Origin of the sequence: Herbaspirillum rubrisubalbicans (genome assembly GCF_003719195.1) — a bacterium.
GTDB classification, from domain to species: domain Bacteria; phylum Pseudomonadota; class Gammaproteobacteria; order Burkholderiales; family Burkholderiaceae_D; genus Herbaspirillum; species Herbaspirillum rubrisubalbicans.
Genome location: NZ_CP024996.1, coordinates 2,751,659 through 2,775,274 on the forward strand (window position 1 = coordinate 2,751,659; position 23,616 = coordinate 2,775,274).

At 57.7% G+C, this 23,616-nt stretch carries 26 protein-coding genes; 11 read left to right on the forward strand and 15 right to left on the reverse strand.

Annotated elements, in window-relative coordinates; genetic code table 11:
• The 4 genes from RC54_RS25225 to RC54_RS12255 form a co-directional block, all read right to left on the reverse strand.
• Positions 1-153, reverse strand: coding sequence for a hypothetical protein (locus RC54_RS25225; protein WP_156481294.1), 153 nt, complete (start codon positions 151-153; stop codon positions 1-3).
• A complete protein-coding gene (locus RC54_RS12245) occupies positions 137-1,912 on the reverse strand; it encodes a replication endonuclease (protein ID WP_061789611.1) in 1,776 nt (591 codons plus the stop codon). The genes RC54_RS25225 and RC54_RS12245 overlap by 17 nt, the downstream gene beginning before the upstream one ends.
• Positions 1,912-2,148 (reverse strand): hypothetical protein, encoded by a 237-nt coding sequence (locus RC54_RS12250; protein ID WP_156481293.1) that lies wholly within the window; start codon positions 2,146-2,148, stop codon positions 1,912-1,914. The genes RC54_RS12245 and RC54_RS12250 overlap by 1 nt, the downstream gene beginning before the upstream one ends.
• Positions 2,149-2,252: 104 nt before the next feature.
• A complete protein-coding gene (locus RC54_RS12255) occupies positions 2,253-2,438 on the reverse strand; it encodes a hypothetical protein (protein WP_061789609.1) in 186 nt (61 codons plus the stop codon).
• A 247-nt stretch (positions 2,439-2,685) separates the two neighbouring features.
• Here RC54_RS12255 and RC54_RS12260 point away from each other — a divergent pair, with 247 nt between their 5' ends.
• The 5 genes from RC54_RS12260 to RC54_RS12280 all read left to right on the forward strand — a co-directional run bounded on the left by RC54_RS12260 (position 2,686) and on the right by RC54_RS12280 (position 5,530).
• Positions 2,686-2,997, forward strand: a complete 312-nt coding sequence (locus RC54_RS12260) for a transcriptional regulator (RefSeq protein ID WP_061789608.1) — start codon at positions 2,686-2,688, stop codon at positions 2,995-2,997.
• 462 nt (positions 2,998-3,459) lie between these two features.
• The gene (locus RC54_RS25990) at positions 3,460-3,873 is read left to right on the forward strand and encodes a GNAT family N-acetyltransferase (RefSeq protein ID WP_123020499.1); all 414 of its coding nucleotides are present in this window, start codon (positions 3,460-3,462) and stop codon (positions 3,871-3,873) included.
• Positions 3,866-4,180, forward strand: coding sequence for a GrpB family protein (locus tag RC54_RS25995; RefSeq protein ID WP_061789607.1), 315 nt, complete (start codon positions 3,866-3,868; stop codon positions 4,178-4,180). Before RC54_RS25990 ends, RC54_RS25995 begins: the two co-directional genes overlap by 8 nt.
• Positions 4,181-4,316: 136 nt before the next feature.
• Entirely contained in the window at positions 4,317-4,844 is a 528-nt protein-coding gene (locus RC54_RS12275; RefSeq protein WP_164471211.1) for a GNAT family N-acetyltransferase, read from the forward strand.
• A gap of 200 nt (positions 4,845-5,044) precedes the next feature.
• Positions 5,045-5,530: a GNAT family N-acetyltransferase gene (locus RC54_RS12280; protein ID WP_164471212.1), complete on the forward strand. Its 486-nt coding sequence runs from the start codon at positions 5,045-5,047 to the stop codon at positions 5,528-5,530.
• Positions 5,531-6,332: 802 nt separating this feature from the next.
• Here RC54_RS12280 and tldD read toward each other — a convergent pair.
• The 8 genes from tldD to RC54_RS12325 all read right to left on the reverse strand — a co-directional run bounded on the left by tldD (position 6,333) and on the right by RC54_RS12325 (position 16,291).
• Positions 6,333-7,775 carry a metalloprotease TldD gene (tldD, locus tag RC54_RS12290; RefSeq protein ID WP_061789639.1) on the reverse strand — a complete coding sequence of 481 codons (1,443 nt, stop codon included), beginning with the start codon at positions 7,773-7,775 and terminating at the stop codon, positions 6,333-6,335.
• Positions 7,776-7,870: 95 nt separating this feature from the next.
• Positions 7,871-9,208 carry a TldD/PmbA family protein gene (locus tag RC54_RS12295; RefSeq protein WP_061789606.1) on the reverse strand — a complete coding sequence of 446 codons (1,338 nt, stop codon included), beginning with the start codon at positions 9,206-9,208 and terminating at the stop codon, positions 7,871-7,873.
• A 32-nt stretch (positions 9,209-9,240) separates the two neighbouring features.
• On the reverse strand, positions 9,241-11,025 hold the full coding sequence (locus tag RC54_RS12300) for an ABC transporter ATP-binding protein/permease (protein ID WP_058895481.1): 1,785 nt from the start codon (positions 11,023-11,025) through the stop codon (positions 9,241-9,243).
• A complete protein-coding gene (locus tag RC54_RS12305) occupies positions 11,022-11,441 on the reverse strand; it encodes an ExbD/TolR family protein (RefSeq protein ID WP_058895480.1) in 420 nt (139 codons plus the stop codon). The genes RC54_RS12300 and RC54_RS12305 overlap by 4 nt, the downstream gene beginning before the upstream one ends.
• Before the next feature lie 10 nt (positions 11,442-11,451).
• Positions 11,452-12,183, reverse strand: a complete 732-nt coding sequence (locus tag RC54_RS12310) for a MotA/TolQ/ExbB proton channel family protein (RefSeq protein WP_058895479.1) — start codon at positions 12,181-12,183, stop codon at positions 11,452-11,454.
• A 54-nt stretch (positions 12,184-12,237) separates the two neighbouring features.
• Positions 12,238-13,023: a TonB family protein gene (locus RC54_RS25730; RefSeq protein WP_244216481.1), complete on the reverse strand. Its 786-nt coding sequence runs from the start codon at positions 13,021-13,023 to the stop codon at positions 12,238-12,240.
• A 10-nt stretch (positions 13,024-13,033) separates the two neighbouring features.
• Positions 13,034-15,415 (reverse strand): TonB-dependent siderophore receptor, encoded by a 2,382-nt coding sequence (locus RC54_RS12320; protein ID WP_174526102.1) that lies wholly within the window; start codon positions 15,413-15,415, stop codon positions 13,034-13,036.
• Positions 15,416-15,829: 414 nt separating this feature from the next.
• Positions 15,830-16,291, reverse strand: coding sequence for an Lrp/AsnC family transcriptional regulator (locus RC54_RS12325; RefSeq protein ID WP_082686150.1), 462 nt, complete (start codon positions 16,289-16,291; stop codon positions 15,830-15,832).
• Between the two features lie 460 nt (positions 16,292-16,751).
• On the opposite strand from RC54_RS12325, the gene RC54_RS12330 reads away from it, so the two are divergent.
• From RC54_RS12330 to RC54_RS12340, 3 genes are all read left to right on the forward strand, one after another.
• The gene (locus tag RC54_RS12330; protein WP_244216482.1) at positions 16,752-17,327 is read left to right on the forward strand and encodes a sigma-70 family RNA polymerase sigma factor; all 576 of its coding nucleotides are present in this window, start codon (positions 16,752-16,754) and stop codon (positions 17,325-17,327) included.
• Between the two features lie 18 nt (positions 17,328-17,345).
• Entirely contained in the window at positions 17,346-18,272 is a 927-nt protein-coding gene (locus tag RC54_RS12335; RefSeq protein WP_244216483.1) for a DUF4880 domain-containing protein, read from the forward strand.
• A 109-nt stretch (positions 18,273-18,381) separates the two neighbouring features.
• Positions 18,382-19,920, forward strand: coding sequence for an aminotransferase-like domain-containing protein (locus RC54_RS12340; RefSeq protein ID WP_156481292.1), 1,539 nt, complete (start codon positions 18,382-18,384; stop codon positions 19,918-19,920).
• A 41-nt stretch (positions 19,921-19,961) separates the two neighbouring features.
• On the opposite strand, the gene RC54_RS12345 is transcribed toward RC54_RS12340, so the two are convergent.
• Both RC54_RS12345 and trxA read right to left on the reverse strand, forming a co-directional pair.
• The gene (locus RC54_RS12345) at positions 19,962-20,861 is read right to left on the reverse strand and encodes a hypothetical protein (RefSeq protein ID WP_058895476.1); all 900 of its coding nucleotides are present in this window, start codon (positions 20,859-20,861) and stop codon (positions 19,962-19,964) included.
• A 3-nt stretch (positions 20,862-20,864) separates the two neighbouring features.
• Positions 20,865-21,197: a thioredoxin gene (gene trxA / locus RC54_RS12350; RefSeq protein ID WP_058895475.1), complete on the reverse strand. Its 333-nt coding sequence runs from the start codon at positions 21,195-21,197 to the stop codon at positions 20,865-20,867.
• A 576-nt stretch (positions 21,198-21,773) separates the two neighbouring features.
• Here trxA and RC54_RS12355 point away from each other — a divergent pair.
• Together RC54_RS12355 and RC54_RS25230 are read left to right on the forward strand one after the other, a co-directional pair.
• Positions 21,774-22,148: an aminotransferase class III-fold pyridoxal phosphate-dependent enzyme gene (locus tag RC54_RS12355; RefSeq protein WP_058895474.1), complete on the forward strand. Its 375-nt coding sequence runs from the start codon at positions 21,774-21,776 to the stop codon at positions 22,146-22,148.
• Positions 22,145-22,294 (forward strand): hypothetical protein, encoded by a 150-nt coding sequence (locus tag RC54_RS25230; protein WP_156481291.1) that lies wholly within the window; start codon positions 22,145-22,147, stop codon positions 22,292-22,294. Before RC54_RS12355 ends, RC54_RS25230 begins: the two co-directional genes overlap by 4 nt.
• 105 nt (positions 22,295-22,399) lie before the next feature.
• Here the strand turns inward: RC54_RS25230 and RC54_RS25235 are convergent, their stop codons facing one another.
• A complete protein-coding gene (locus tag RC54_RS25235; RefSeq protein ID WP_156425829.1) occupies positions 22,400-22,552 on the reverse strand; it encodes a hypothetical protein in 153 nt (50 codons plus the stop codon).
• Between the two features lie 494 nt (positions 22,553-23,046).
• Between RC54_RS25235 and RC54_RS12360 the strand changes: the two genes are divergently transcribed.
• Positions 23,047-23,484 (forward strand): hypothetical protein, encoded by a 438-nt coding sequence (locus RC54_RS12360; RefSeq protein WP_123020447.1) that lies wholly within the window; start codon positions 23,047-23,049, stop codon positions 23,482-23,484.
• Positions 23,485-23,616: the final 132 nt, after the last annotated feature.

Below are 23,616 nucleotides of genomic sequence, written 5' to 3' on the forward strand. Positions count from 1 at the left end.
TCATTTCCCATCATTTGAGTTCAACCGCTTCAGTTCGTCCACTTCGGCGCGGAGGCGGTCGAACTCCGTTCCCAAGTCAATCAATACCTGGCGCACGCCTCGCGGGACCATCAGGCCCACCACCAGCAAGGCAGCTTCAATTTTTTCGCGCATGGTTTCTCCCGTATTTGCGATGTTCACGGGCCTGCTGCTGGGCGTGGTCCATCAAATCCAGCATCCGACCCTCACTGATGGCGATTTCCCGGTATTCATCGCTGGCGAACCAGCCCGAGTCATCGAATTTTGGTACCGGATTCGTGCCTTTCACTTCCGCCGCCCAGGATGGCGGCGTACAGTTATTGACACCAGTCCAAGGAACGTCAACGGCGCGCATTTTCCCGACCACGCGCCACTCATACCGAGTCGAGGCATAGATGCCGGCCTCCGGCCTGGTCCTATCCCAAACTCCGCAAGGCTTTTCGCCCTCGTACACGCCGTATTTACCCTGTACCGTGCGCACTTCCTTCGCTACGGCAATGAGGTAATTCCGTCCTACGCCAATGCCGCCTTGCGCCCTGATGTAGGCGGCGAAGTCAGCCGGCTTGTCTTCTGTCTTCTGGACGGCGGCGTGCGCCTGGCGCACTTGCTCGCTCGCTCCCTCTACCTTGTCAGCGGCCACTCGGCGCAGTTCGCGCCATACCGTGACAGGTGGTTGCCCGATGGCCTGGAACTGGCGAATTCCCCAGCAGGCCGCCCAGGCTTCCACTCGCTGACACGGACGGATCACCTCATCTCCGATCAGGTCTTTCTCGATCACAGCGCCGTCACGTGTTTTGTGTTCCGGCACGTGTTCGTCGTCAATGTTCTTGCCCACGTACTTTGCGATGTAGCCTGCTGCAGTCCCCTTCCCTGCCTCGATGCGCACTATCTTGATCCGGTTTCGCTTTGCGCCAGGTTCATCGCCGTCTTTCGCCAGGGCGTATGACTTCATGATCTTTATGAACCGCTCCACTTTGTCAGCGGCCACGAACAGGAGCATGTGCCAGTGCGGGCAACCGTCATGGTGCGGTTCAGCAATGCGAAATCCATACGGCTGGATTCCTTCACGGGCAAACGCTGCGCGCTCGCACTGCCATACGTGTTGTAGGTAGGCGTGCCCTTCGCGTGCAGATGCGCCGTTGTAATTCGGGTTGACCGTGCCGGACTGCGCCAGCACGGCATGAAATTTTGAGGGGCAAGTCTGTGTGACGAACACCCCCACATGGCCTAGCTCGTTGGCTATTTCCTCGCAGCCACGCATCCTTAGCATCAGCTCGCCGCGCCGCACCTTTCTGTTAGCAACACTTTTTGAAACCAGATCAGCCAACGAGAATTCTTGTCCCTGATGGTTCGCCATCTGGACCGCATCCAGTATCTTGGCGTTGCGACGGTTTTGCTCCAGTCGGCGCAGCACGGTTTCGTCGCTTGCATATGCTCCAGCGCGAACGGAAACCAGACCCAGGCGCACAGCGGCGTGCTCAAAAGTCCGGCCAAACACCTTGCGAAACTGTTTCCGCCACCAGGCCGGATCACAGCAACGGGCGATAAATTGCGCATCGTCTTCCACTCCTGGCGCCGGCACGCCTTGCAGATCGCACAGCATCTGCATACGGGCGCGCAGCGCTGCCTTGTCATGAATCCGTCCCGACAGCGACATGCACTCTTGCGATCTGTGCAGTGCTGCCACACACAACTGTGAATCCGTGGCATCCAACGGGATCGGCGCGGCTGTGACCTCGTCCAGCAGTGCCGAAAGCTTGAGATACCGTTCCGGCAACTGACCGACCACGACGCCGCCGCGAGCCTGGTGCAACTCGCGGTACGCCTTACGGCCCCAGCGCGGGGGCAATCCCGCGATGGTCCGTATGCCGTTCTCTTGCCGGATGACTGGCATCAGTGCGCTTTCGCCTTCTGTGCATCTTGCTCATCCAGCACGGCCAGAATTACCCGATGCGCCTCTGATGACAGATCGTCCAAGCTCCAGTAGGCCGATTTGATCGACTCTTCGTTGATCTTTACGCCCGTTGCCTTCAGCAGTTCATAGGCTTGGTTGATGCGCTCTTGCATCGTGTTGACCAGCGCCAGTACCCTCTGCGCGTCTTCCATTGCGTGGGAGTGAACGATTGCCATGTCTCAGCCCTTCACCACGTCCAGCGCGGCCAGGATGGTTGCCGAGCACAGCAGGCCTAAGCCGATCGCGCACATGGCGATGTCTTTGATCTTTGCGGCCATGGTCATAGGTTCCACAGTTGGCGGTTGACAGTTGCTACGGCTTCCGAATCAGCAATCCAATCCTTCGCCGCCTGATTCAGTCCGAGGCGTGCGCACTCGACTGCCTCTTCTTTGCAGTGGATCGCTTGCATGATCAGCGCGGCCCTGATCACCGACAATTGCTCTCGCGTAATTTCTACTTTGTCCATATGACCCCCTAGGTCTTGGTCTTGGCCCTCCCCCGGCGAAACTCGACCGGGGGCGGCGGGGCCGCTATGCCTAGGGGAGCAGATGAGATTCCCCGGTCGATGGGCAGGACTGTATATCGAGGCTCTCGAACATGTCAAGAGCCTCGAACGTTCGATTGTCGCGAACATTGAACCATTGAGCGCCTTGAACTATCCTACGGCTGCACGGTACGCCTACGCCTAGGCGCACCTAGACCTAGGAGAGCCTATGAACACGACTGAATTTCTGGATAGGGCTAAGCAAAAGCTTGGCGTCGAATCCGACTATGCATTGGCGAAGGCGCTCAACATGCGTGCCTCGACCATCAGCGGCTATCGCGCTGGCCGCAGCCGCATGGATGATGACGCGGCCTACAAGGTCGCTCAGATTCTTGAAATTGACCCGATTCTTCCGATTGCAGCGGCCAATGCCGAGCGCACCAAATCGCCGGAAATGCGGGCATTCTGGGAGGGACTCGCGAAGAAGGTAGCGAAGTCTTTTGATTTCCTCATGCCACGCCCTACTCCGCGCCCGGCTTGACTTTCCGGCGTGGTGGCATGAGGTAAAGAGTAGGTGAGGCTGGAAGAATTTGTATTATGTAAAACCGCGACCCAAGTTGAAACTGTTCATGAAGCAGCAGTTGCCGTTCGTTGAAGTAAAAGTACCCAATTTACTGAAGCAAATTTGCCAATTCCCGTTGCGCGTGATATGACTAACAAAAAAATTAGCCTAACTGGTTGTTCAACAGGACGTCAATCTGCTACGCGGCTTGCCGCCTGTTAACGCGGACGTTAGGCTTTTCGAAAAATACGCCACATCTGACGTTAGGCATCACAAAGAAACCTCATCACCATGTCGGCAGAATCCGAATATTTTATCCGCTGCTTCTCCCCTTCGGACGCACTGTCCTTTTTTTCAGCTGTCAGCGTCTCGTTGGCTGAGCTGGGTTACTGGATGCCATGGTGCAAGCAAGACTACGCACTCGAAGACGCGGAATCCTAGATTCAGTTCACCCAAGAAGCGTGGCTCAACCGGACAGAATTTCCTTTAGGCATCTTTGAGGCCAAAACGGGTTCTGTAGTCGGAGGCACGGGCATCAACCAAATCAATAAAGCCTACCGTGTCGGAAACATTGGGTACTGGGTCAGTACTCCTCACGTTGGCCGGGGAGTTGCTCGCTTCGCAGCCAAGCAAGCGGCGCTACTAGGGTTCGGCGAGTTAGGTCTCACTAGGCTGGAGATCATCACCCTTACTCACAACACTGCCAGCCAGAGAGTAGCTGCGTCTCTTGGCGCATCGCGAGAGTGTCAGGCAAGAAACCGCCTGTACTTCCAAGGTGCGCCTCACGATGCCGTCGTGTACTCTCTCGTTCCCAAAGACAGCGCCGGCTGGTCCAATATGCGCGATAATGCTTAGGCTCAATACCCACCACCATGAGCGGTACTTCCGCAAGGACTCCGCCGAAGGCGTGAGAACTCATCAAGTCCACGCCTTCCAATTCGGTAGTCCGCACATCGAGCGCCACCTAGCTTTCCGCGACTACATGAACGCGCACGCGGATGCTGCGGCGGCCTACAGTGAACTGAAGCAACGCTTGGCCAACGCTCATCCAGATGATTTCGTAGCATATATGGATGGCAAGGATGCATTCATTAAAGAACATGAGTTCTCGGCTCTTGCTTGGGCACGCTGCACGCGAAGTGGGACGCGGCTTCACACATGAAGTGCAACACCCAAAACCAATATCCGTGGCCTAACAGCATGGTCAAGCGGACGCCAACACTGGCCATGGCTTCGCCATTCTCATGGCCAGTCTCGGTACCCTCCGCCTTCGGCTCCGCTTACCTTACACAAGGCTTATGAGTTCTTCATACCAAGTTCGTCAAATATCCAAAGATGATGGGGAGACGTTGCGTTCAATCAGAATCGCTGCCTTAACTGACGCACCTTATGCTTTTGGCGCCACACTTGAGGAAGCATTGGCGCAGCCGCTTGATGAGTTTGATGCAACTGCTGCGCGCCATGCAACCTCTGAAACCTCAACTTCGTTCTTCCTCAACCACGAGATGTCTGTTGTCGGTACAGTTGGCGCATTTATAGAGGCGGCATCCTCAGGCCAGGCGTACATCTGCGCGCTCTGGCTAGCGCCCAACCATCGCGGCTCAAACGGAGCAACGATGCTCGTGGACGAAGCAAACAGATGGCTATTTACTCGGGGAGTTGAGAGCGTAAATGCATGGGTTGCCAATTCAAATGCCCGAGCTGCGGCGTTCTACCGCAAGTTCGGTTTTACGCCGACCGCACGCACTCAGCGCCTCCCCTCAAACCCGTTGGAACTTGAGACTCTTTGGGTCATATCGAGGCCCACAGGGAAGTTCTACAGCTAGGTTCTATTGGCTCAAACTCAAATACATGGAATGAACCTCATGTTCCCAGCGCCCTCTCCTCCGCGCCCGTGCCTAACTGGGCGTTCAACGCGGACGCCAACACTGGTCATGGCTTCGCCATTTTCATGGCCAGTGTTGGCCCCCTCCGCCTTCGGCTCCGGTTAACTTTGGCGTTAGGCCTCATAGACAAAATGACTGCCATGCAATCACCGTTGCGACATCCCAACTCTAATGACGCCCATGCGTTGGTACGGTTATTTACGGACCCACATATCCGGCGTTACCTTGGCGGACCACGTAGCCAAACACAAGCTCATGCTTCTGCACTCGATCTAGTTAGCGCCACGCGTAGGTACCCTGCATGGGTTGTGGTAAAGCCCGGCTCGTCCAATCCCGTTGGCATCGTCAGCCTGAGCCTCCACCATGATAATGAAGATGTTGAAGTCTCTTTCGTACTCTTTTCAGAGGTACAGGGGCTTGGCCTCGGAAAGGCCGCAGTTGCTGCAGCGCTTCGGGAAGCTTGGGCGCTCGGGCTGCAGCGCGTCATCGCCGAAACGCAATCAGCCAACGTTCGCTCCATTCGGCTGCTTCAAAAGCTCGGCTTCACTCCCTTGCGTGAGATTGTCCGTTTCTCTGCTAAGCAAACAATTCTCTCTATCCAACGGCCAGAAGCCGATGTGGCTTAGATTGACGCACCAAGTGCAACACCCCGCCGGACGCCATGGTACGCCTTATGCGGTGTCTTAAAACCCAGTCTTTTCCTAGGCCGACTGTTTAATTTGTTGGCCACCGCAGCGTCCCGAACCGCCTGCAACGTTTTGCGCGTCGAATCCAGAAATCGTCTGCAAGTCTTCGCGAAGAGGCAATGCACTACCTGGCGGGTGCAATCAACCGCGGAATAGAGCTCCTGAATTTCAGTTCACGTCAAATTCCATCGGATCGATGGTGGATGTCGTGGTTGTCACCTCGTGATAGCCGGTCTCAGCATCGGCCGGCTGGTCATATGCAGTTCCATCGTCATACATGACGTCGACGCACGAATTTGTGAAGCGCTCCAGGTGCGTACTTACAATGATGGCCAAGTACGTCGCATCCCGCTGTCTCTGAGCGTCATCCCGTTCTTGTCATCGCCGATCTAACTCAAAGATAAAGCAGATTCGCGAGTTTGCTGGCTGCATCGCGAGGCATCCACTTGTAACTTTTCTCTGCATTAAGATAGATCGGCCAATCAATCTTCGCGCCCTTGTGCAGACCACTCTGTCCTAAAAATTTATCTAACTCTGGATTTTTCCTCATGCGAATTACAGATCGCACTAACCGGGGGATATCCGCAACAACGTCAATGCAGCTGCCCACAACCTGTGAGTACTTTGCTTGAGCACAACCTCGCAGAAGCCACGCGTCACCCTCGTAGCGCGGCTGCCAGTGCCAAGACAACTGAAGCGATGGCCAATATCGAAAAGCTGTTGTCTGAAAACTGCCGGCGATTCAGGCGGTACCGCCCACGGTCATGCCGTCAATCCTCAGCGTCGGCTGACCCACGCCCACAGGCACTGATTGTCCGGCCTTGCCACATACGCCGGAGGCCGTGTTGATTTCCAGATCGTTGCCGATCAGCTTCACGTTCTTCAGTGACTGCGGGCCGTTGCCGAGCACCGTCGCGCCTTTCACTGGCGCGCTCAGTCGACCATCCTCGATCAAGAACGCTTCCGACGCGGCAAACATGAACCGGCCGCTGCTGATATCGACCTGACCGCCCTCTAGATGTGCAATGTAGATCCCCTGCTTGACCGAGGCGATGATCTCGGCCGGATCAACTCCGCCGGCACGCATGTAGGTGTTGGTCATGCGTGGCATCGGCAGCACATCGTAGGATTCGCGGCGCCCGTTGCCCGTGTTGGCGACACCCATCAGCCTGGCGTTCAGCGAATCTTGCATGTAGCTGACTAGAATACCGTCCTCGATCAGCGTGGTGCACTGCCCGGGCGTGCCTTCGTCGTCGATGTTGAGCGAGCCGCGACTGCCCGGCACGGTGCCGTCGTCAACGATGGTCACACCGGGAGCCGCCACCCGTTGCCCGATGCGCCCGGCGAATGCCGAGGAACCACGCCGGTTGAAATCACCTTCCAGGCCATGTCCCACTGCCTCGTGCAACATGACGCCGTTCCAGCCAGGGCCGATCACCACGGTCATGGTGCCGGCCGGTGCCGCGCGTGCCTCCAGTTTGATCAGTGCAGCGTCCACCGCCAGAGCAGCGACCGACTCAATCGCAGTGCGATCGAAGGTCGCCAGCCCCACGCGCCCGCCCAAGGTGCGCGAGGCGCCTTCGCGGCGGCCATTGCGGACGACCTGCACTGCCACGTCGAGCCGTACTAGCGGACGTACATCGCCACCGCAATAGCCGTCGTTGCGCGCCAGAAAAACCAGGTCGAGCGATATCGACAGGCTCGCCATCACTTCCACCACGAGAGGACTACGGGCGCGGCAGGCGCGGTCGACCGATTCCAGCAAGGCGATCTTGTGCGCGGCATCGAGCGAAGGCAGTGGATCATCGAGCGTGTAATAGGTCGGTCCATGCTTGGGCAGCCTGAGCACCAGGCCCGCTGGCGATACCGGCACATGGCCCACGGCATCGGCCGCCAAGTCGGCAGCTTTGCCAATCGCAGTAGCGTCGAATCGATCAGCCGAGGTCAACACCGACTGCTCGCCTTCCACCAGGCGTAGCCCGAAACCCTGCGACTGGTTGTAGTTGCTGCGTGCCACCTTGCCACGCTCAAGGTGCCAGCTTTCTGCGATGTTCGACTTCAGGTACAGATCGGCGTAGTCGCCGCCTTTGCGCAGCGCCCGTGACACGCCCGCCAGTAATTGCGTTTCATCCAGTCCGCTTGCTGTCAGCAGCCCCCATCTGGCACGACAATAGGCGGTGGACATGCCGGAGTCAGCTCCGCCATCATTAGTTTCTGGCACTGCTGCCAGCTGGTTGATTGTCTTCATGAATGCTTCCGTGTTTGCGTGTCTTCGGATACTCAGATACCGCCGACACGCATCTTGTCAATCAGCCACGAGCCCGTCGTGGTACCGTTCTGCGTGAGCCGGTCATTGCCCACGGCGACGATGCCGGCAAACATCTCACGCAGATTGGATGCCACCGTGATGCCCGCCACCGGATAAGCGATCTGGCCGTTTTCCACCCAGAAGCCACTGCACGCACGCGAAAAATCGCCCGTCATCAAATTGACCCCCTGCCCGTTCAGCCCACTGACCACCAGCCCCGTCCCTATGCGCCTGATCATCGCATCCAGATCGCCACTGGCCTCGCTGGTGGTGCTCGACACCATCACATTGCTGGGGCCCGCGCCATGCTCTACCAACGGCAAGCCGATGCGCCGCGCACCATAAGCGTCAAGGTAATAGCCTTGCAGGCGACCGCCCGCGATCAGCGTGCGCGGGCGCAGGGCAGCGCCGTTGCCGTCATAGCTGCGGCTGCCCATGCCGCCCTTGAGCAGCGGGTCATCTGAAATATTCATGTGCGCAGCGAACACCTCCTGGCCCAGTGCATCGCGCAGGAACGAGCTATGCATATAGAGCGGACGCGCTGAAATGGCCTGCACGAATTCGTTGAGCAGGCTTGCCGCCGCCTGCGGCTCGAACAGGACCGGACAGGTCTGGGTAGCGACCTGGCGCGCGCCAAGCCGGGCCAGCGCGCGCCGCCCAGCACAGGCGCCGATCGACTCGGGGCTCGGAAGCTGTGCCGGATCACGCCGGGCATCCCACCAGGACTCGATTTCCTTGGCGCCATCACGGATTGCCACGGCCGTACACGACAGGGAATGACGGGTCGATGCGCTACTGCGCAAGAAGCCTTCGCTATTGGCCAGGATGCGGCGGGTACGACTGCTAAACAGTACCGCCCGCTCTATCTGCGGTACCGCGCTGCTGACCGCCAACGCCGCACGCTCGATGCGCGCCGCCAGCGCCACGGCATCCCTCAGACTGAGCTGCCAGGCGTGGTCAAGCTCCAGATCCACATCGTCGATTGGATAGGCCGACAGGCCCGGCAACCCCGCATGCTGATCTTCGGCGGCAATCGCGGCGCTATCCATGCCGCGTGCCACCAACGCCGCCACGCCCTGCTGCGACAGATCGGATGAAGACACCGACGCTTCGCGCTGACCGAGGAACAGGCTCAGGCGCAATTGGGTCGATTGACGCAGCGCACGCTCGTTGGGCCTACCACCCTGCACGCTGGCGCTCAGCGACTCTACCTCCTCAATCTGTACCGCCGCAGCCGTGGCCCCGTGACGGCGCGCGACCTCAAGTGTCTGCTGCGCGATGGTTTCGAAATGCTGTTGGCAATCTTTCATGGTATTCAGGTTACGAATGGCTCGTAAGCTTCTCATTCCTTGCTCTTGGGTTGATTCGATGTCACCCCTGGCGCGGATGCCGCAACGGCGTCCGGCGTCAGATCGACGAACTGATCGTGAAACGCCGCCACCTCCTTGCGGTGCGCCACGCTGATCAGCGTGCTGTGTGGCAGACGTTCAAGCAGGAGCGAATACATGCGCTGCTCCGATTCGTCATCGAGCGCGCTGGTGGCTTCGTCGATAAAAATATGCTCGGGTCTGGCAATCAAGATGCGGGCAAAGGCCAGGCGTTGCTGCTCGCCACCCGAAAGACGCCCGCCCCAGCGATCAGGCTGATCGAGCACGGGCAGAAATTGCGCCAAACCGACCGCCGTCAGGATGTCCTGCGCCAGCGCATCGCTGACGTCTGCCTCGGCGCCAGGATAGGCCAATGCCTGGCGCAAGCTGCCCACCGGCACATAGCTCTTTTGCGGCACGAACATCATGCTGGTGCGTGTAGGCACGGCGATGCTGCCAACCCCGAACGGCCAGATGCCGGCCAGCGCGCGCAGCAGCGTGCTCTTGCCAGACCCCGAGCGGCCACGGATCAGACAGCGGGCGCCGCGCTTGACCGCGAAGGCCGGGATCCGAGACAGTGGATTACCGTGCGGATCGGTCAGCGTCAGCGCGCCAACCTCGATGGTCGTCTGTTGCGGTCTTTGCAGCACAGTCAATTCAAAGGTCGGCGACTTTATCTCGGTGGCGTCCAGCAGCGCCAGCAAGCGGCGCACCACTGCACGCCAGGCGGCAAACGTTTGATACGCCTGGGGAAAATACGCCAGCGTGCTGCTCACCGAACCGAACGCGGCGCTCACCCGCATCATCCCGCCCAAGGTCATGGTTCCCGCCATCAGCTGCGGCAGCACCAGCAGCGCCGGCAGGATCGAGCTGATCTGGCCGGGCACCTGCACGCCGAACATGACCTGCGCCGCAACGCGGATAATCCTCCATGTATTGGCACGGATGTTGGCGAAGGTGGAGCGCAGCCGGGAAGCTTCCACGTTGGCCCCATCGTAGAATGCGATCTGCTCCGCCCCTTCTCTGATCTGTACCATCAATGCGCGGAAATCCGCTTCCACCTTCTGCTGCCGGATGTTGATCGGAATCAGCGAGCGGCCTAACAGATGGGTCAGCAGCAGCGTGGTGCCCGAATACAGATAGACCGCGAACAACATGTAGGCCGGGATGGTGATGGCAAGATGCCCCAGTTCAAGCAGATAGCTGCCGCTCAGTTCCCACAGCACGATGCTGAAGGTAACCGCGCTGACCGGCACATGTAACAGGTGTGACGTGATCGTCACCGTGTAATCGACGAACAGCTTTACGTCTTCCGAGATACGCTGGTCGGCGTTGTCGAGCAACTTGTCGCGCTCAATGCGGAAGTAGGCGCCGCTACGTGTCCACTGGTCGATCAATGTAGTGGTAAGCCAGGTGCGCCACCTCAGCTTGAGCACATCGGCGGCGACCGAGGCGCTGATCGTCAGCGTCGCCGTCACCATGATGAGGCCCAGAAACAGCGTCAGCAGAGCGGGAATCGTGCCGAAACGGCCACTGCCGATGGCGTCGTAGAATTTGCCGGTCCATTGATTGACGCGCAGCGAAAAATAGACGCCGACAAAGCCGGAGCCGACGATGAAAGCGGCCAGCAAGGCCGAAACCGGTGCTTCGCGCGAAGTCCAGTAACTCTTGAACAACCACCAGATGGATGTCCTGAAATGCGCACGCTGGCTTCCTTCCACCTCGGCATAGCTGAGGTCGTGCAAGGATTGCTGCGTCATTGTGTGTCCTTCACCGGCTCCGTGACAAAGTTGATCTTGGTCAGGCCGCCCGATTGCACCCCCGCCAGTACCCTGGCAACACTGCCGTAGGGCACTTTCTCATCGGCATAGACGTTGACGGCCGGCGGCACTGCCGCCGCTGCAGCGGCTGCCACGCGCGTGCGCAGTTCATCGAGATTCGCTGGCACGCGGTTCCACAGGACGGTGCCGTCTGCCTGAATCGAGATATCGATGTCCTTGCTTGCCGTCTCGGTGGGCTGCGCAGTGGCCTTCGGCAGCGTCACCTTGACGGCCTGATTGATGGCCGGCAGAGTCACGATAAAAATGATCAGTAACACCAGCATGACGTCGATCAGCGGTGTCATGTTGATTTCGGTGGCCAGCCCATCCCCACCCGCATCGTTCATCATCGACATGGCAAGCTCCTCAGGCGCTGGTTGCGGTGGCCGGTCTGTGCGCCGGATGTCTAGATTCTTTGGCAGCCTGCGCTTCCTTCATCTTGTTGCCAGTCACGTAGTACACGTGCAACTGGTGCGAGAAACGCATCAGTTTCTGCGCCACGGTGCGATTACCGCGGGACACGTAGTTGTAACCCAGCACGGCGGGAATCGCCACAAACAAGCCCACCGCTGTCATCACCAGTGATTCCCCGACTGGCCCGGCCACGTGATCCAGGCTTGCCTGTCCCGATGCGCCGATGGTAATCAGTGCGTGATAAATGCCCCAGACCGTGCCGAACAGGCCGATGAATGGCGAAGTACTGCCAATCGACGCCAGTACGGCCAGACCGCCCTGCAGGTGCGCGATCTGTTCGTCGAGTGCGTTACGCACGCAATACGCAACCCATTCCGTGTTGGAGGTGCTTCCTTCCAGTAGCGGCTGGTCTTTCTGTGCGTGCGCCTCGACCGCGGCCGTGGCGATATTGCTGTAGGGGTTGTCGGTGCCCGCACCGATTGCGGCAATGCCGCCCTCGATCGAATGAGCCGCCCAGAACTCCTTGTGTGCCTGCAAGCCAATACGTGACAGACGACGATTTGCCATGCCCTTGACGATCATCACGATCCATGACACGGACGACATGCCCAACAGGATAGTGATCAGAAACCGGGTCACTACATCGCCTTGCAGCCAGACATTGGCCAATCCATAGTTTTCCATTGCATGCTCCTTGATTTGTCGTGCGCCGTAGCGCGATGAACTTGAAAAGCGTTTTCAGTCGTCCGCGAAGGAAATCCGCTGCGCAGCCTCGACCTCCAAGGCAACGCCTGCTACGCGGTAGGGGCTGCAGCGGCCAGCCTGCAATGCCGCCACAGCGGCCGCGTCAAGTTCGGCAAAGCCGCTGCTCGACGTCACCCTGACCTGCCCGATACGGCCATCAACGCCGATCATGAGCCGTAATGTGACCATCCCCTTCTGCCCCAGCCGCCGCGATTTTGCCGAGTATACGGGCGCCGGAATATGACAATTGAGCTGCGCCATTTCGCTCGCGTTGATTGACTTGAGGGCCAGCGCCGCTTCACCACTACCCGGCGCAGCAGCGGCCGCCGTCGGCGGCCCTGAAGCTGGCATCGGCGCGGATGAGGCCGCGCTCGACACCGCTGGCGACACCGCTGCCGGCGCTGCTGTCGGTGCTGCTGTCGGTGGACTGGCGGGTGCGTCCGACTGGGTCTCCTGTGTCGACGCCGCCTGCGTAGTCAGCACCGGAGGTGCTTTGAGCTTTTGCGGCGGCTTTTGCCGCGGCTTTTCCATCGGCATTGGCAAAGGCTTCGCCTCCGCCGGGCGCACCGGCGTTGCCACCGATGCGCGACTGACCAGTTGGACCGCGACCGACTGTCCGCCATGCCCGACGGCAGCAGCGCTAAGCGTGACGTTGGGTCGATAGCACAGCCAAACCAGCCCGATCGCATGCAGCAAGAGCACACCGGCGGTCACGGCCGACACCCTGACATCCGACTTGCGTGCAGCAGTCCTGGCGCGCATCTGATCCGGTGCACTCATGATTGCCAAGTCAGAAATCATAGGTTCCCGTCAACATCAGGGTACGCTCCGGCCCCATCGGAATGAAGGTAGCGCTGGTCGAGCTGGAATAAAGCTTGTGATTGAACAGATTCTTCACTGACAAATTCAAGCTGTATTTTTCCATCTTGTAAAACAGGCCAAGATCGGTCTCGGTCTGGCCAGGAAGGTGATAATTTCCCGTGTTGCCAACGTCCTGCCCACTGCTCATGAAGACCCCCATGCCCACCCCCAAGCCTTGCAGTGCCGGACTACGGAAGTTGTAGGTCGTCCAGATACTGCCGGTATGACGCGGCAGATTGACCTTGATAGTTGGCGCATAGTTCTGAACATAATTGTTATAGGCATACTGCGCGACGACGTTCATGCCCGGCATGATCTGCCCCTTCAGTTCGACCTCCAGCCCTTGGCTCACGGCTCCCCCGGTCGGGAGATAGAAGCCGCGATGCAGCGGGTCGGCAATATTCTGATTGGTGTAGTCGATATGGTAGAGCGCCGTGGTCAGATTAAGTTTGTCGTCCATCAGGTTGAACTTCACACCCGCCTCGAACTGCTCGCTCTGCATCGGCGGCAACAAACCGCCGCTATAGGTAGTCACGTTGTTAGGCTGAAATCCCTTGTTCCAGTTGACGTACGGTGCAATTTCCGGCGTCAGCTGGTACATCACTCCCAGACTGGGGCTATAGGCCGTCTGATGCAAGCCACCGCTCGGCGCCCTACCGACGATATTGGTGCTACTGAGGTAGCTGTCGCGACGGATCGAGGCTAGCACGGTGAGATTGCTGTACATCAACTGTTCTTGCAGATAGCTGCCGACCCGCTGAGTTTGTCCACCGAACTGATACGTCAGCGGCGAACTGATCGGTGCTACGTTGATCGTCCCGAAGATATTCGGAATCGTCGTGATGCTCGAAGAATTCCTGTCATATTGCGCATAGTGCATATAGGAATAATCGACGCCAACCAATGCGGTCGACTTCACGCTACCGAGATCGGACTTGAGCCGCAGGTAATTCTGTGAATTGGCGGTGTAATAATTGGCCGACGACTTGAACCCCAGCAAAGTGAGTGAATTGGACTTGCTGATCGTCGACGCGGCTGCCCAGCCGTTCTGCCCCTGTGTGGTGCTGGTATAACCATTCTTGCTGACGAACGTCAGGTTATCGCTGAGTTTCTGTTCCAGCTTGGCAGTCAATTCATCCGCTGTCATCGAAAAGTCGTCGCCGCGGTTGCCCAACGGATGCTCGATGTAGCCATCCACGTAGCCCCCTTTGGCATAACCCACGGTGTACTGTGGAAACGGATCGCGCGTCACTGTGTGGGAATAGCCGAGGGTCAGGTCGGTGCTGCGATCCTTCCATTGCAAGGTCGGAGCGATATAGAAGTGGTGGCCGCCGTCATAGCCCATGGAGTTTTCGCTGGACTTGTCGGCCGACACGACGAAGCGATAGCGCAGTCGCTTATCTTCGTCAATCGCACCGGTCGAATCGAATGCCACCTGGCTGAAATTATTAGAACCATAGGCCACCTGAACTTCATGAAACGGCTCGACTTGCGGGGCTTTCTTGATCACGTTGACGACCCCGCCAGGAGGTGCATCGGCAGCCATGATGGCCGACGGCCCCTTGACGACTTCCACGCTGGCGATGGCGATGGTCGGCGTCAGGGCTGCGGGAGAGGCGGCGGATCCATATGCCGAAAGCCCATCCGACATCACTGGCGCAGTACCCGCGTAACCGCGAATGACAAACGACGGCACACCATACGGGCCGGGACGTGTCACCACCCCCGAGGCATTGCGCAGGACGTCTGACAGCGTCTGCGCCGATTGCGACTGAATGACGGCGGCATTGATCACGGATACCGACTTTGGCGTCTCGCTCAAGGGCGTGTCGGTACGCGAGAATGTTGCGGAATTCTCGGCCACAAAACCCGTACCGCCGGAATCGGCAGTGGCGGCCACACTGATGAGCGGCAACTCCGCATCGGCGACCGCCTTGCGCGCTTGCGCCTCGGTGGCGCTGGTGGCGGCGACAGGCCGCAGCGTCCACTTGCCGCTCGGCGTGGCGACCAGCTCCAGCCCGGTATTGCTGAGCGCTTGCTTGATCGCCTCGGTTGCGGTGAAGTTGCCCTCTACCGGTGCCGATTGCAGCGACTTCACCAGTGACGGCTCGTATGAAATCAGCAAGCCGCTTCGTTGAGCTATTTGCAGCAGGGTCTGGTCAAGCGGCGCACTCGGCAAATGATACGATTGCGCAGCGGCAGACTGAGCATAGGCAGACGTGACTGGCACAGACAAGGAGGTCATCGTGGCCAAGGCCAGCACGATCACCTTCGGGCTGGACCAATTTACAGAATGGGAGAGTAATTTCATGTTGACTTCTAGTAATAATGTTAGATTGGCTCTGCTGAACAAATTGAAAGCAGCCTGAAACAGGCTGATCGCAGAGTTCTGAAAACGATTTTCTCTTTTGCGTTTTGCCGATGATCAGGCATCCCCGTTAAAGTGCATGACCATGACATTGCACATCTTTTGTTGTCACCCAAAAACCAAACTTCACGCTGTTTTCCGCGCTTCCCATCATCTCTTCCACGACATCCGGTGATACTTCCCTGCCATTCGAAAGTCGCCTGATAGCGTGCCGAATTGATATAAAAGTTTATCCATAGGCCATCGAATTTATTTTTCAAACTTCACATGCAACTCCAGGTGAATTTAGATTTTCATTTCTGTTTTTCATCATCCACAGGAATGACATTCTGTCGCCATGCCTAACCCACAGAAAACCTAATCCGCGTACATCAGCGGCAAAGCGGTGGTGGACTTCAGTGTTTCCATCGAAAAACTCGAACTCACATCATCCAGTTCCACCGCACTAATTAAGCGCTTGTAGACGCTGTCATATGCGCCAATATTGGGCACCATCACCTTGAGCATGTAGTCGATGTGTCCACTCATGCGATACACCTCCACCACCTCGGGAATGCAGGTGACGACATCGCGAAACTTCTTCAGCCAGGAGGCGCTATGCTGGCGCGTCTTGATCTCCACCAGAACCGTCACCGAGACATTGAGTTTTTCGGCGTCCAGCAGCACCACGCGGCGCTTGATGACCCCTTCCGCCTCTAGCTTCTGGATGCGACGCCAGCATGGGGTGGTCGACAAGTTGACGCACTCGGCGATTTCGGCCACAGCGCGCGTGCTGTCTTCTTGCAGGATCTCCAGGATCCGACGGTCTGTTCTGTCAATCACCGATGCCCCTCTCGTTGATAGCTGCACATGCCTGCGTCGATCATCCGCACGCCTCCTCGCGGCCGGATCATCTACACTTGCATTGGATGGTTTCAATAGGGATGTGCAACGACGCGGAAAAAGTGACACCAGGTTTTGAAAATAATTTTCAAAACCATTTTCGACAATGCGTGTGCCCTTCGCCATTCGATGCAACGTCATGCTTTGATAGCGGGAAAACTCACAATTTCTTTTCAAGAAACGGCATGCAGCCCCTACTCTCATGCTCATGGTGGCACGCTAATTGCCTAAGTCAGATTGTCGGAAACGACAAAGCTTATGCGTTTTTAGCAATGCGCCAAATCGGTAATTTGAAGACAATAGCAACGCTGCAAAGAACGTGGTCGCATGGGGCACAGGCTCGGGTTTATTCCACGCAGAGCGCTGCGGCAGGCTCGCGTAAAACATATGGTGAATCATGAAATATCATCACAAAGATGGCTTGTCGGGCGGGGCCGTGTCCGCGGAACCAGTGCTTGGCCCGCTTCACTCGTATGCGGATCAGCCATTCCGGCATGATTTTCTGGTCACGGAATTCACCAACAGCTATAGCTGGTTGAAGCAGTATCTGCGGCGACAGGTGAAGTCTCTGGCCGACGCTGAGGATGTCGCCTCGGCGGCGTTCCTCGAGATGGCCGGCATTCCCGATGTCTCGATCATCCGTGAACCACGTGCGCTGCTGACCACGATCTCGCAGCGCCTGGTATTCGATCTATGGCGCCGACGCGATCTGGAAGCTGCTTACCTGGCCGCATTGGCCACCACGGAAGAAGCCAATACCCCATCCCCGGAAGTCGTCCTCGAAGTCGTGCAGACCTTGGTCAATATTGACCGGCTGCTGTACGGATTGTCGAAGAACGCACGGCAAGCGTTCTTGTACAGCCAACTGGACGGACTGACGTACCGCGAAATCGCTGAACTGCTTGGCGTGTCCGTGAGCATGGTGCGCAAGTACATCGCCCAGGCGCTGGCAAAGTGCTATGAAAGTAACTGAACCCTGGAAGATGACAAATTGAAAGATCCAATTAAGGCCGCCATCACCTGGGAAGTGCTGATGCGTTCCGGTGAAGCAAGCATCGAAGATCAGACCCGCTTTGCCGAATGGCACGCTGCCAGCGCGGCCAACCGGGCGGCGTGGCAGTCACTGCAGCAGAAGCTGACGTCGTTCCGTTCGTTCGGACAGAGCGCGCAGGCGCAGGGTGCCGGGCGCCAGGCGCTGCTCAATGCCGGCCAATCAAGGCGACGCATGCTGCGCAACAGTTTCACTGGCGTGGTCGGACTGGCCGTTGTGGGTGCGCTCGGTTATCGCGGCCTGCAAGCTTGCGGTTACGACGCCACCTTACGCACCGGCACCGGCGAGCTGCGCGAAGCCGCGCTGAATCCGGATATCGGGGTCACCCTGGATGCCGGCACCATCGTCGATGCGACCGCTACCGGCTGGCGCATGGAGTCGGGCCAGATGCTGGTCAATGCGATGCACAACCGCAAACCGTTCGACATCCTTTCCGCACGCGGCAATCTGCACGCCAGCGCTGCGCGTTTCAGCTTCTCCTCTTATGAAACGCACTCTCTGGTCGCCGTGGTACAAGGCAGCGCCACGCTGACAACCCCGGATGGCATGGTCAAGATGATCACCCAGGGCGACGTGGTCAGCCTGAGCGAAGCTGGCATCGAACGCAGCAGCCAGTCACTCGCGAATGCCGTTGCATGGACTGAGGGTCTGTTTGTGGCATCGGATCAAGCCGTGGCCGACGTGATCGGCGTATTGCGTCGGCACCGCCAGGGAGTGATACGCGTCACCCGCAAGGCGGCTGCCAAGCGTGTCAGCGGCATCTTCAACATGCGTATGCCCGATGCAGTCTTGCGCCAGCTGGCGGAAACCGTTGCGCTGAAGGTGGAGAGCTATGGCCGCTTTCTGGTGACGGTTAGTGAGACATAGGTAGCGTCTGGGAACCTGAATGGAGACCATGGCCCGCGGTATTTGCAACGGCTAGCCTGATCTGGAATTTTCTTTCCCTTTTCACTGAAATCGGACAACCATATTCTCATTGACGACCAATACCATTATCTTGACAAGCTTCACTCATTGCATCCCCACCGCATCGACTCCCATGCCTTCCTCAGCCTACGCTAGTTCGTCGCGCAAATTCGCCATCGATAGGGCCGCGCTCGGCGACATGGGGGACAAGCACTCTGCCAGGCTGCTGGTTGATCGCATATTCACCGCGGTACTGGAAGGCGTGCGTACGCGCCGGCTGGCGCATGGCGACAAACTCCCATCACTGCGTGTGGTGGCCGAATCGGCCCAGGTAAGCCGCGACACGGTGGCACGCGCGTATGAAAAACTGGTGGCGCACGGGCACGTCTACACCCGACCGGGCGCGGGCTTCTTCATCAGGGTTGACAACCAGGTTGCCAATGCGCAGACGCCGGCGGTGCCAGCACCATTATTGACCAACTGGCGCCAGCGCCTGCTTGATCCACGTACCCTGCTGCACCGCGGCCTTGGCAGCGGCGACTTGCCTCCTGACTGGCTCAATGTGCCGCAATTGGCAGCCACATTGCGTGCCGTGTCACGCAGCAACATCAACTGGGCAGCCGGGTATGGTGATGCGCAAGGCTATCTACCGTTGCGCCAGCAATTGCAACGCAAGCTGGCGGACATCGGTATTGATGTCACGCCGCGTCAGGTGCTGACCACATTGGGTGCGACCGACGCCATCAATCTGATTGTCATGAGCTATCTGCGCCAGCCCGGGATGACGGTGCTGGTCGACGATCCAGGTTCATTCCTGCTGATGGATCGCCTGCTGGCATCGGGAATGCACATTATCGGCGTTACGCGCGACGCTGACGGCCCTGATATCACCGCCCTGCAGAACGCCTGCGAACAACATGGTCCAGCGTTCTACTTTTGCCAGTCTCTGTTGCACAGTCCGGGTTACACCGGACTTTCTCCGCAGCGGGCGTTTCAGATCCTGCGCCTAGCCGAACGATTCAACTTCACCATCGTCGAGGACGATACCTACGGCGACCTTGCACCAGTGCATCGCCCCCCCCACGCCACGCGGCTAGCCAGCCTGGATCAGCTCCAGCATGTACTGTATGTGGGCAGCTTCTCCAAAACGCTCGGCGCGGGTATGCGCGTCGGTTTCATCGCCGGCAACCCGCAACAGATCGAATGGCTGCTGCTGTATAAACTGGTGAGCCGGGCCTCGAATGGCAGCTTGGCCGAACGTATGATCTACCGGCTGTTGTCCGAAGGCGGCTATCGCCGCCATTGTGAGCAGTTGCGCGCTAGGCTCGACCAGGCGCGCCCCAGGCTGATGGCAGCACTTGAGGCGCTCGGCATCGTACTGCAACATCGACCCGACGCCGGCCTATATCTCTGGGGCAGACTCCCTGGCGACCTCAACGCCATGGAGGTAGCCGAGCGCATGCTGGCGAACGGCTACCTTACCGCACCCGGGCCGGTGTTTTCGTCAGGCGAGGCGGCACGTTCGCACATGCGTTTCAACGTCGCCTCGAGCGACGATGACGCATTGCGGGCGCTGTCAAGCGTGCTTGAGCGCAGCGCATCCGGCTGAGAACGTGTTTCGCCTGCGCCAGAGACATACAGCGGCAAGGATCAATCCACCGCATGCGACTTCAATACGGCCAATAACATCGTCGACACCATCGCGTTAGCCGTGCTCACTGCCTCGCGCGCGGTGCGCATGCGCCAACGCAGGCGTTCCTCTTCCGCAGGATATTGCTCGGCGTAATGCTCAAATACCGTGCGCTTGCTCTCTGGATTGTCCTTGAGAAAGCGATCGTGCATTTCCTTCAGGCGTACGTACACGTTGGCCTCGTCGGCGGCAGTCCAGCCAGAATCAAGCAAAGCATAGGCACTATAAGCATTGACCCATGCACGCATGACGTCAGTGGTCATGGTCGGCGAATGACCGGCGTCCCAGCCAGCGGCTTCCACGGTGCGTGCCATCTGTTGCTCGATCGAATGTTCCACACAGGTATCGGCCACGGCCATTGCCGCCCGACGGGCGGCGCGCCAAACGGCGGCTTCTGGGTGCTTCCCACCAAGTACCGCCTCATGCAGCGAAGTGACCGTCGCCAGCACCTCGGACAGCGGCACATGGGGAGCCGCCTTGCCGAGCCAGATACCGATATCGGCCAGCAACTTCAGCACGAATGCGCTACCGGCCCGCTCCAGGTCGACGCCAACCGGAATCGCCTCCAGCGTGGGCTGGCCAGCCAAGGCGAATGCCTCTGGCGTGCCCTGCCCTGCCGCGACCGCATCGATCAACAATGCCAGCCACTTGGGCAAGCCGAGTGCCGTGCTCCAGACGGCAAGATCATCGCTCTCGGTGGCGCAACCGATGACGCTGCCAGATTCGCCATTCCAGGTATTCGGGATACCCTTCACCTGGCCCGCTTCCAGATGCGCACAGAAACGCGCCAACATGGCCTGCTTGAGGGCTTGGTTGTCATGAAACGTGAGGGACGTAACCCGTGTCAGATTGGTAGACATGGCTCAAAGCTCCAACTGGTCTTCGATAAAGGTCACCAGGCGTGTCTTGCTCTGCATGCCAACCAGGCGCGCGCGCTCTATGCCATCGACGAACAGCAGTATCGACGGCAGGCCGCGCACGCTGTATTTCTCCATATGCAGCTTGTTTTCGTCGGCATTGATCTTGGCAATACGCAGCGTGTCGCGGAACTCTTCGGCCAGATCGGCCAGCAGCGGCGCCAGCATCTTGCAGGGCATGCACCAGGGCGCCCAGAAGTCCACCAAGACGGCTTGCGAGGATTGCAGGACATCGACCTCAAACGAGGCGTCGGTCACGGTAATGATGTTGCTGGACATGAAATTTCCTTGAAGCCTGTTGATGATCTGAAATCAGGAGTAAGCAGCAAGATCATGAACCGGCTCTCAGGTTGATCTTCTGCTGCTGGCGATATGCCACAGACCATCGGGCACCGGGCATATCGAACATGCGAAGTATCGTCGAATGACAGCGCGAAGATCACGACAGTTGATGTGATGAAAAACTTGGCTGTCATGACCATTCGATCATGACAGTTAAGTCCTGCTTTGCGTTGGCGCAGGTTCAGGCCGGCGACTTGAGCAAGGGCATGACGATGCGTTGCAGTCGGGCGCTGGTCACTCTCTGTTGCAAATTACTTCAGTGATTTGCACGCTGACAAATATACTTGTTTTTTTGCTACTAAGGCATGCGCACGGAGGAATTGGCGAGAGGTAGAAATTTTGGGGGAACGAGCGGTGTCTTTAGCCGTGAATTTGTCGTTCAAATTCTGCTGCCATACCTGGGAGGCGCAGTTGGAGCATCTTCTCGATTGCGGCTGGGTGTTCCTCGACAGCTGTTGATTTGCTCGCGGATTTGACCCTCTCCATGTGAGACCCAACTTCCACCGTCTAGCTGTGGAGGACATCGAAGGACGCGTTTTCATCGATTGCCTGGCCGGTGCCGGCACGCTGGCGCTGGGCCACAACCATCCGGCGGTGATCGAAGCCATCGTCCCATTGCTGCATGAAGGCGCGGCGCTGCATACCCTGGATCTGACCACACCGGTGAAGGACCGCTTCATGCAAGACCTGCTGGAGATCCTGCCGCCCGAGTTCGCCCGCCAGGCCCGCATCCAGTTCTGCGGCCCGACCGGCGCCGATGCCATCGAGGCCGCGCTCAAGCTGGTCAAGAGCGCCACCGGTGGCGGCACGGTACTGGCGTTTCAGGGCGCCTATCACGGCATGACACAGGGGGGCGCTGCAGCAGGTCAGCGGCGGCCCAGAACATGAAGAAGATTGCCCTGTTGGTGGCGCGCTTGCGCGCGCTTTTACACGGCTTGAGCGCCTCTGCCAGCGTACAAAAGTGGCTACAGAGAAAAATGCGCGCCTTGCTTGGCTTCTGCGCCATCGACCATCTGCAAATTACCTGCGCCTGAAAAACAAAACCCCGTGTTCGAAAACACGGGGTTCGTCATCAACCTGAGCCCCGGAAGTCCGGGGCTTTTTCTACGTATCAGATTCAGCGCAACGCAGTAAGAATCTTAGAAGCAAATAGTTTGACCATTTGCATCAGTGACACACTCCGGCGGATTCTTCTCAGCAACTGGTGGCAAGTGCAAAGAAGGTTTGGCAAAGACAGCCGATGCGAAACCCGCAAACAGAACTGTAGCCACAAGGGTCTTGATGATACGCATGTAGTAACTCCTAAAAATTAGAGAGAGGGGAACGTCACGTCAGATATGTGACACTCTTATTCTCTTATAAGCTCGTATTTATTTCCTGACAAAGTCCTGTCAAATTGATGAATTTTTGATGACATAGGGGAATTATTTGAGGAAAAAAAACGGAACTATTTAAGGGGAAAACGTGTCTCGCGGCTGTTCTGCGCACAGCTGGATTAAATGCACATCAAAACAATTAGAAAATAAGACTCGCTTTCTTACTTGTATAAATTAGACCAATCATCGAGAACGATTCGATATGCCAATGCCTTGGTAAAGGGTAGTCGCAATCCAAACCACATCGAGTGCTTTGTTGTACAAAACTGCGCCCCGCCCAAGAGGCCGGTATGCGAAATTTAGCCCTACAGCATTTTTCCAAAGAACTCTTTATCGACATGCTTTCACATATGCATGCGCAACGTCGCAATTTTTAACTTTGATCGAATTTATATTGTTGAGGCTTACTAATGGGAAATTTATGTGTTGGTGGTTCTAGAGGTGCTCAAGAAGTTGACTCTCCTAATCACGAGAATCACATACTTGCAGCACAAATTCTGGAAAAACGAAATGAGCTACGAAATGCTGCTGGCGTAACGCAAATCCAATACGAATACGTTGTTAATACAGCACCCGAAGAGCTTCGTAATCGCTATAACAGTCTTTTTACAGCAACGAATAACTCCCTTCGAATGGCAGATGTAATACACGACTATCTAGCAGAGATTTCGCGTGTTCATCCTGGCGTTATCACCCCTCAATCCACATTAACTGACCTGAACGAGAAAATTGAGGCTTGGACTGCTATGAGAACCTCTATCGAGGCTCACATGCGCAGCAACGGCAACCCACACACAATGGTACTTGGTCCAGGCAACTCACGTTGGGTCGGGTATCAGCAGTTTTAACTTTCGGTGTTCCGAAAGTGCGGCTCTCCGTTTAGATATAAGCGGAGAGCTGGTGAATACCGTCTTTCCCGAAACCGAACTTGGATAGATCGCGTACATCGACGTTTGACATCGAACGCCCTTGCACATCGA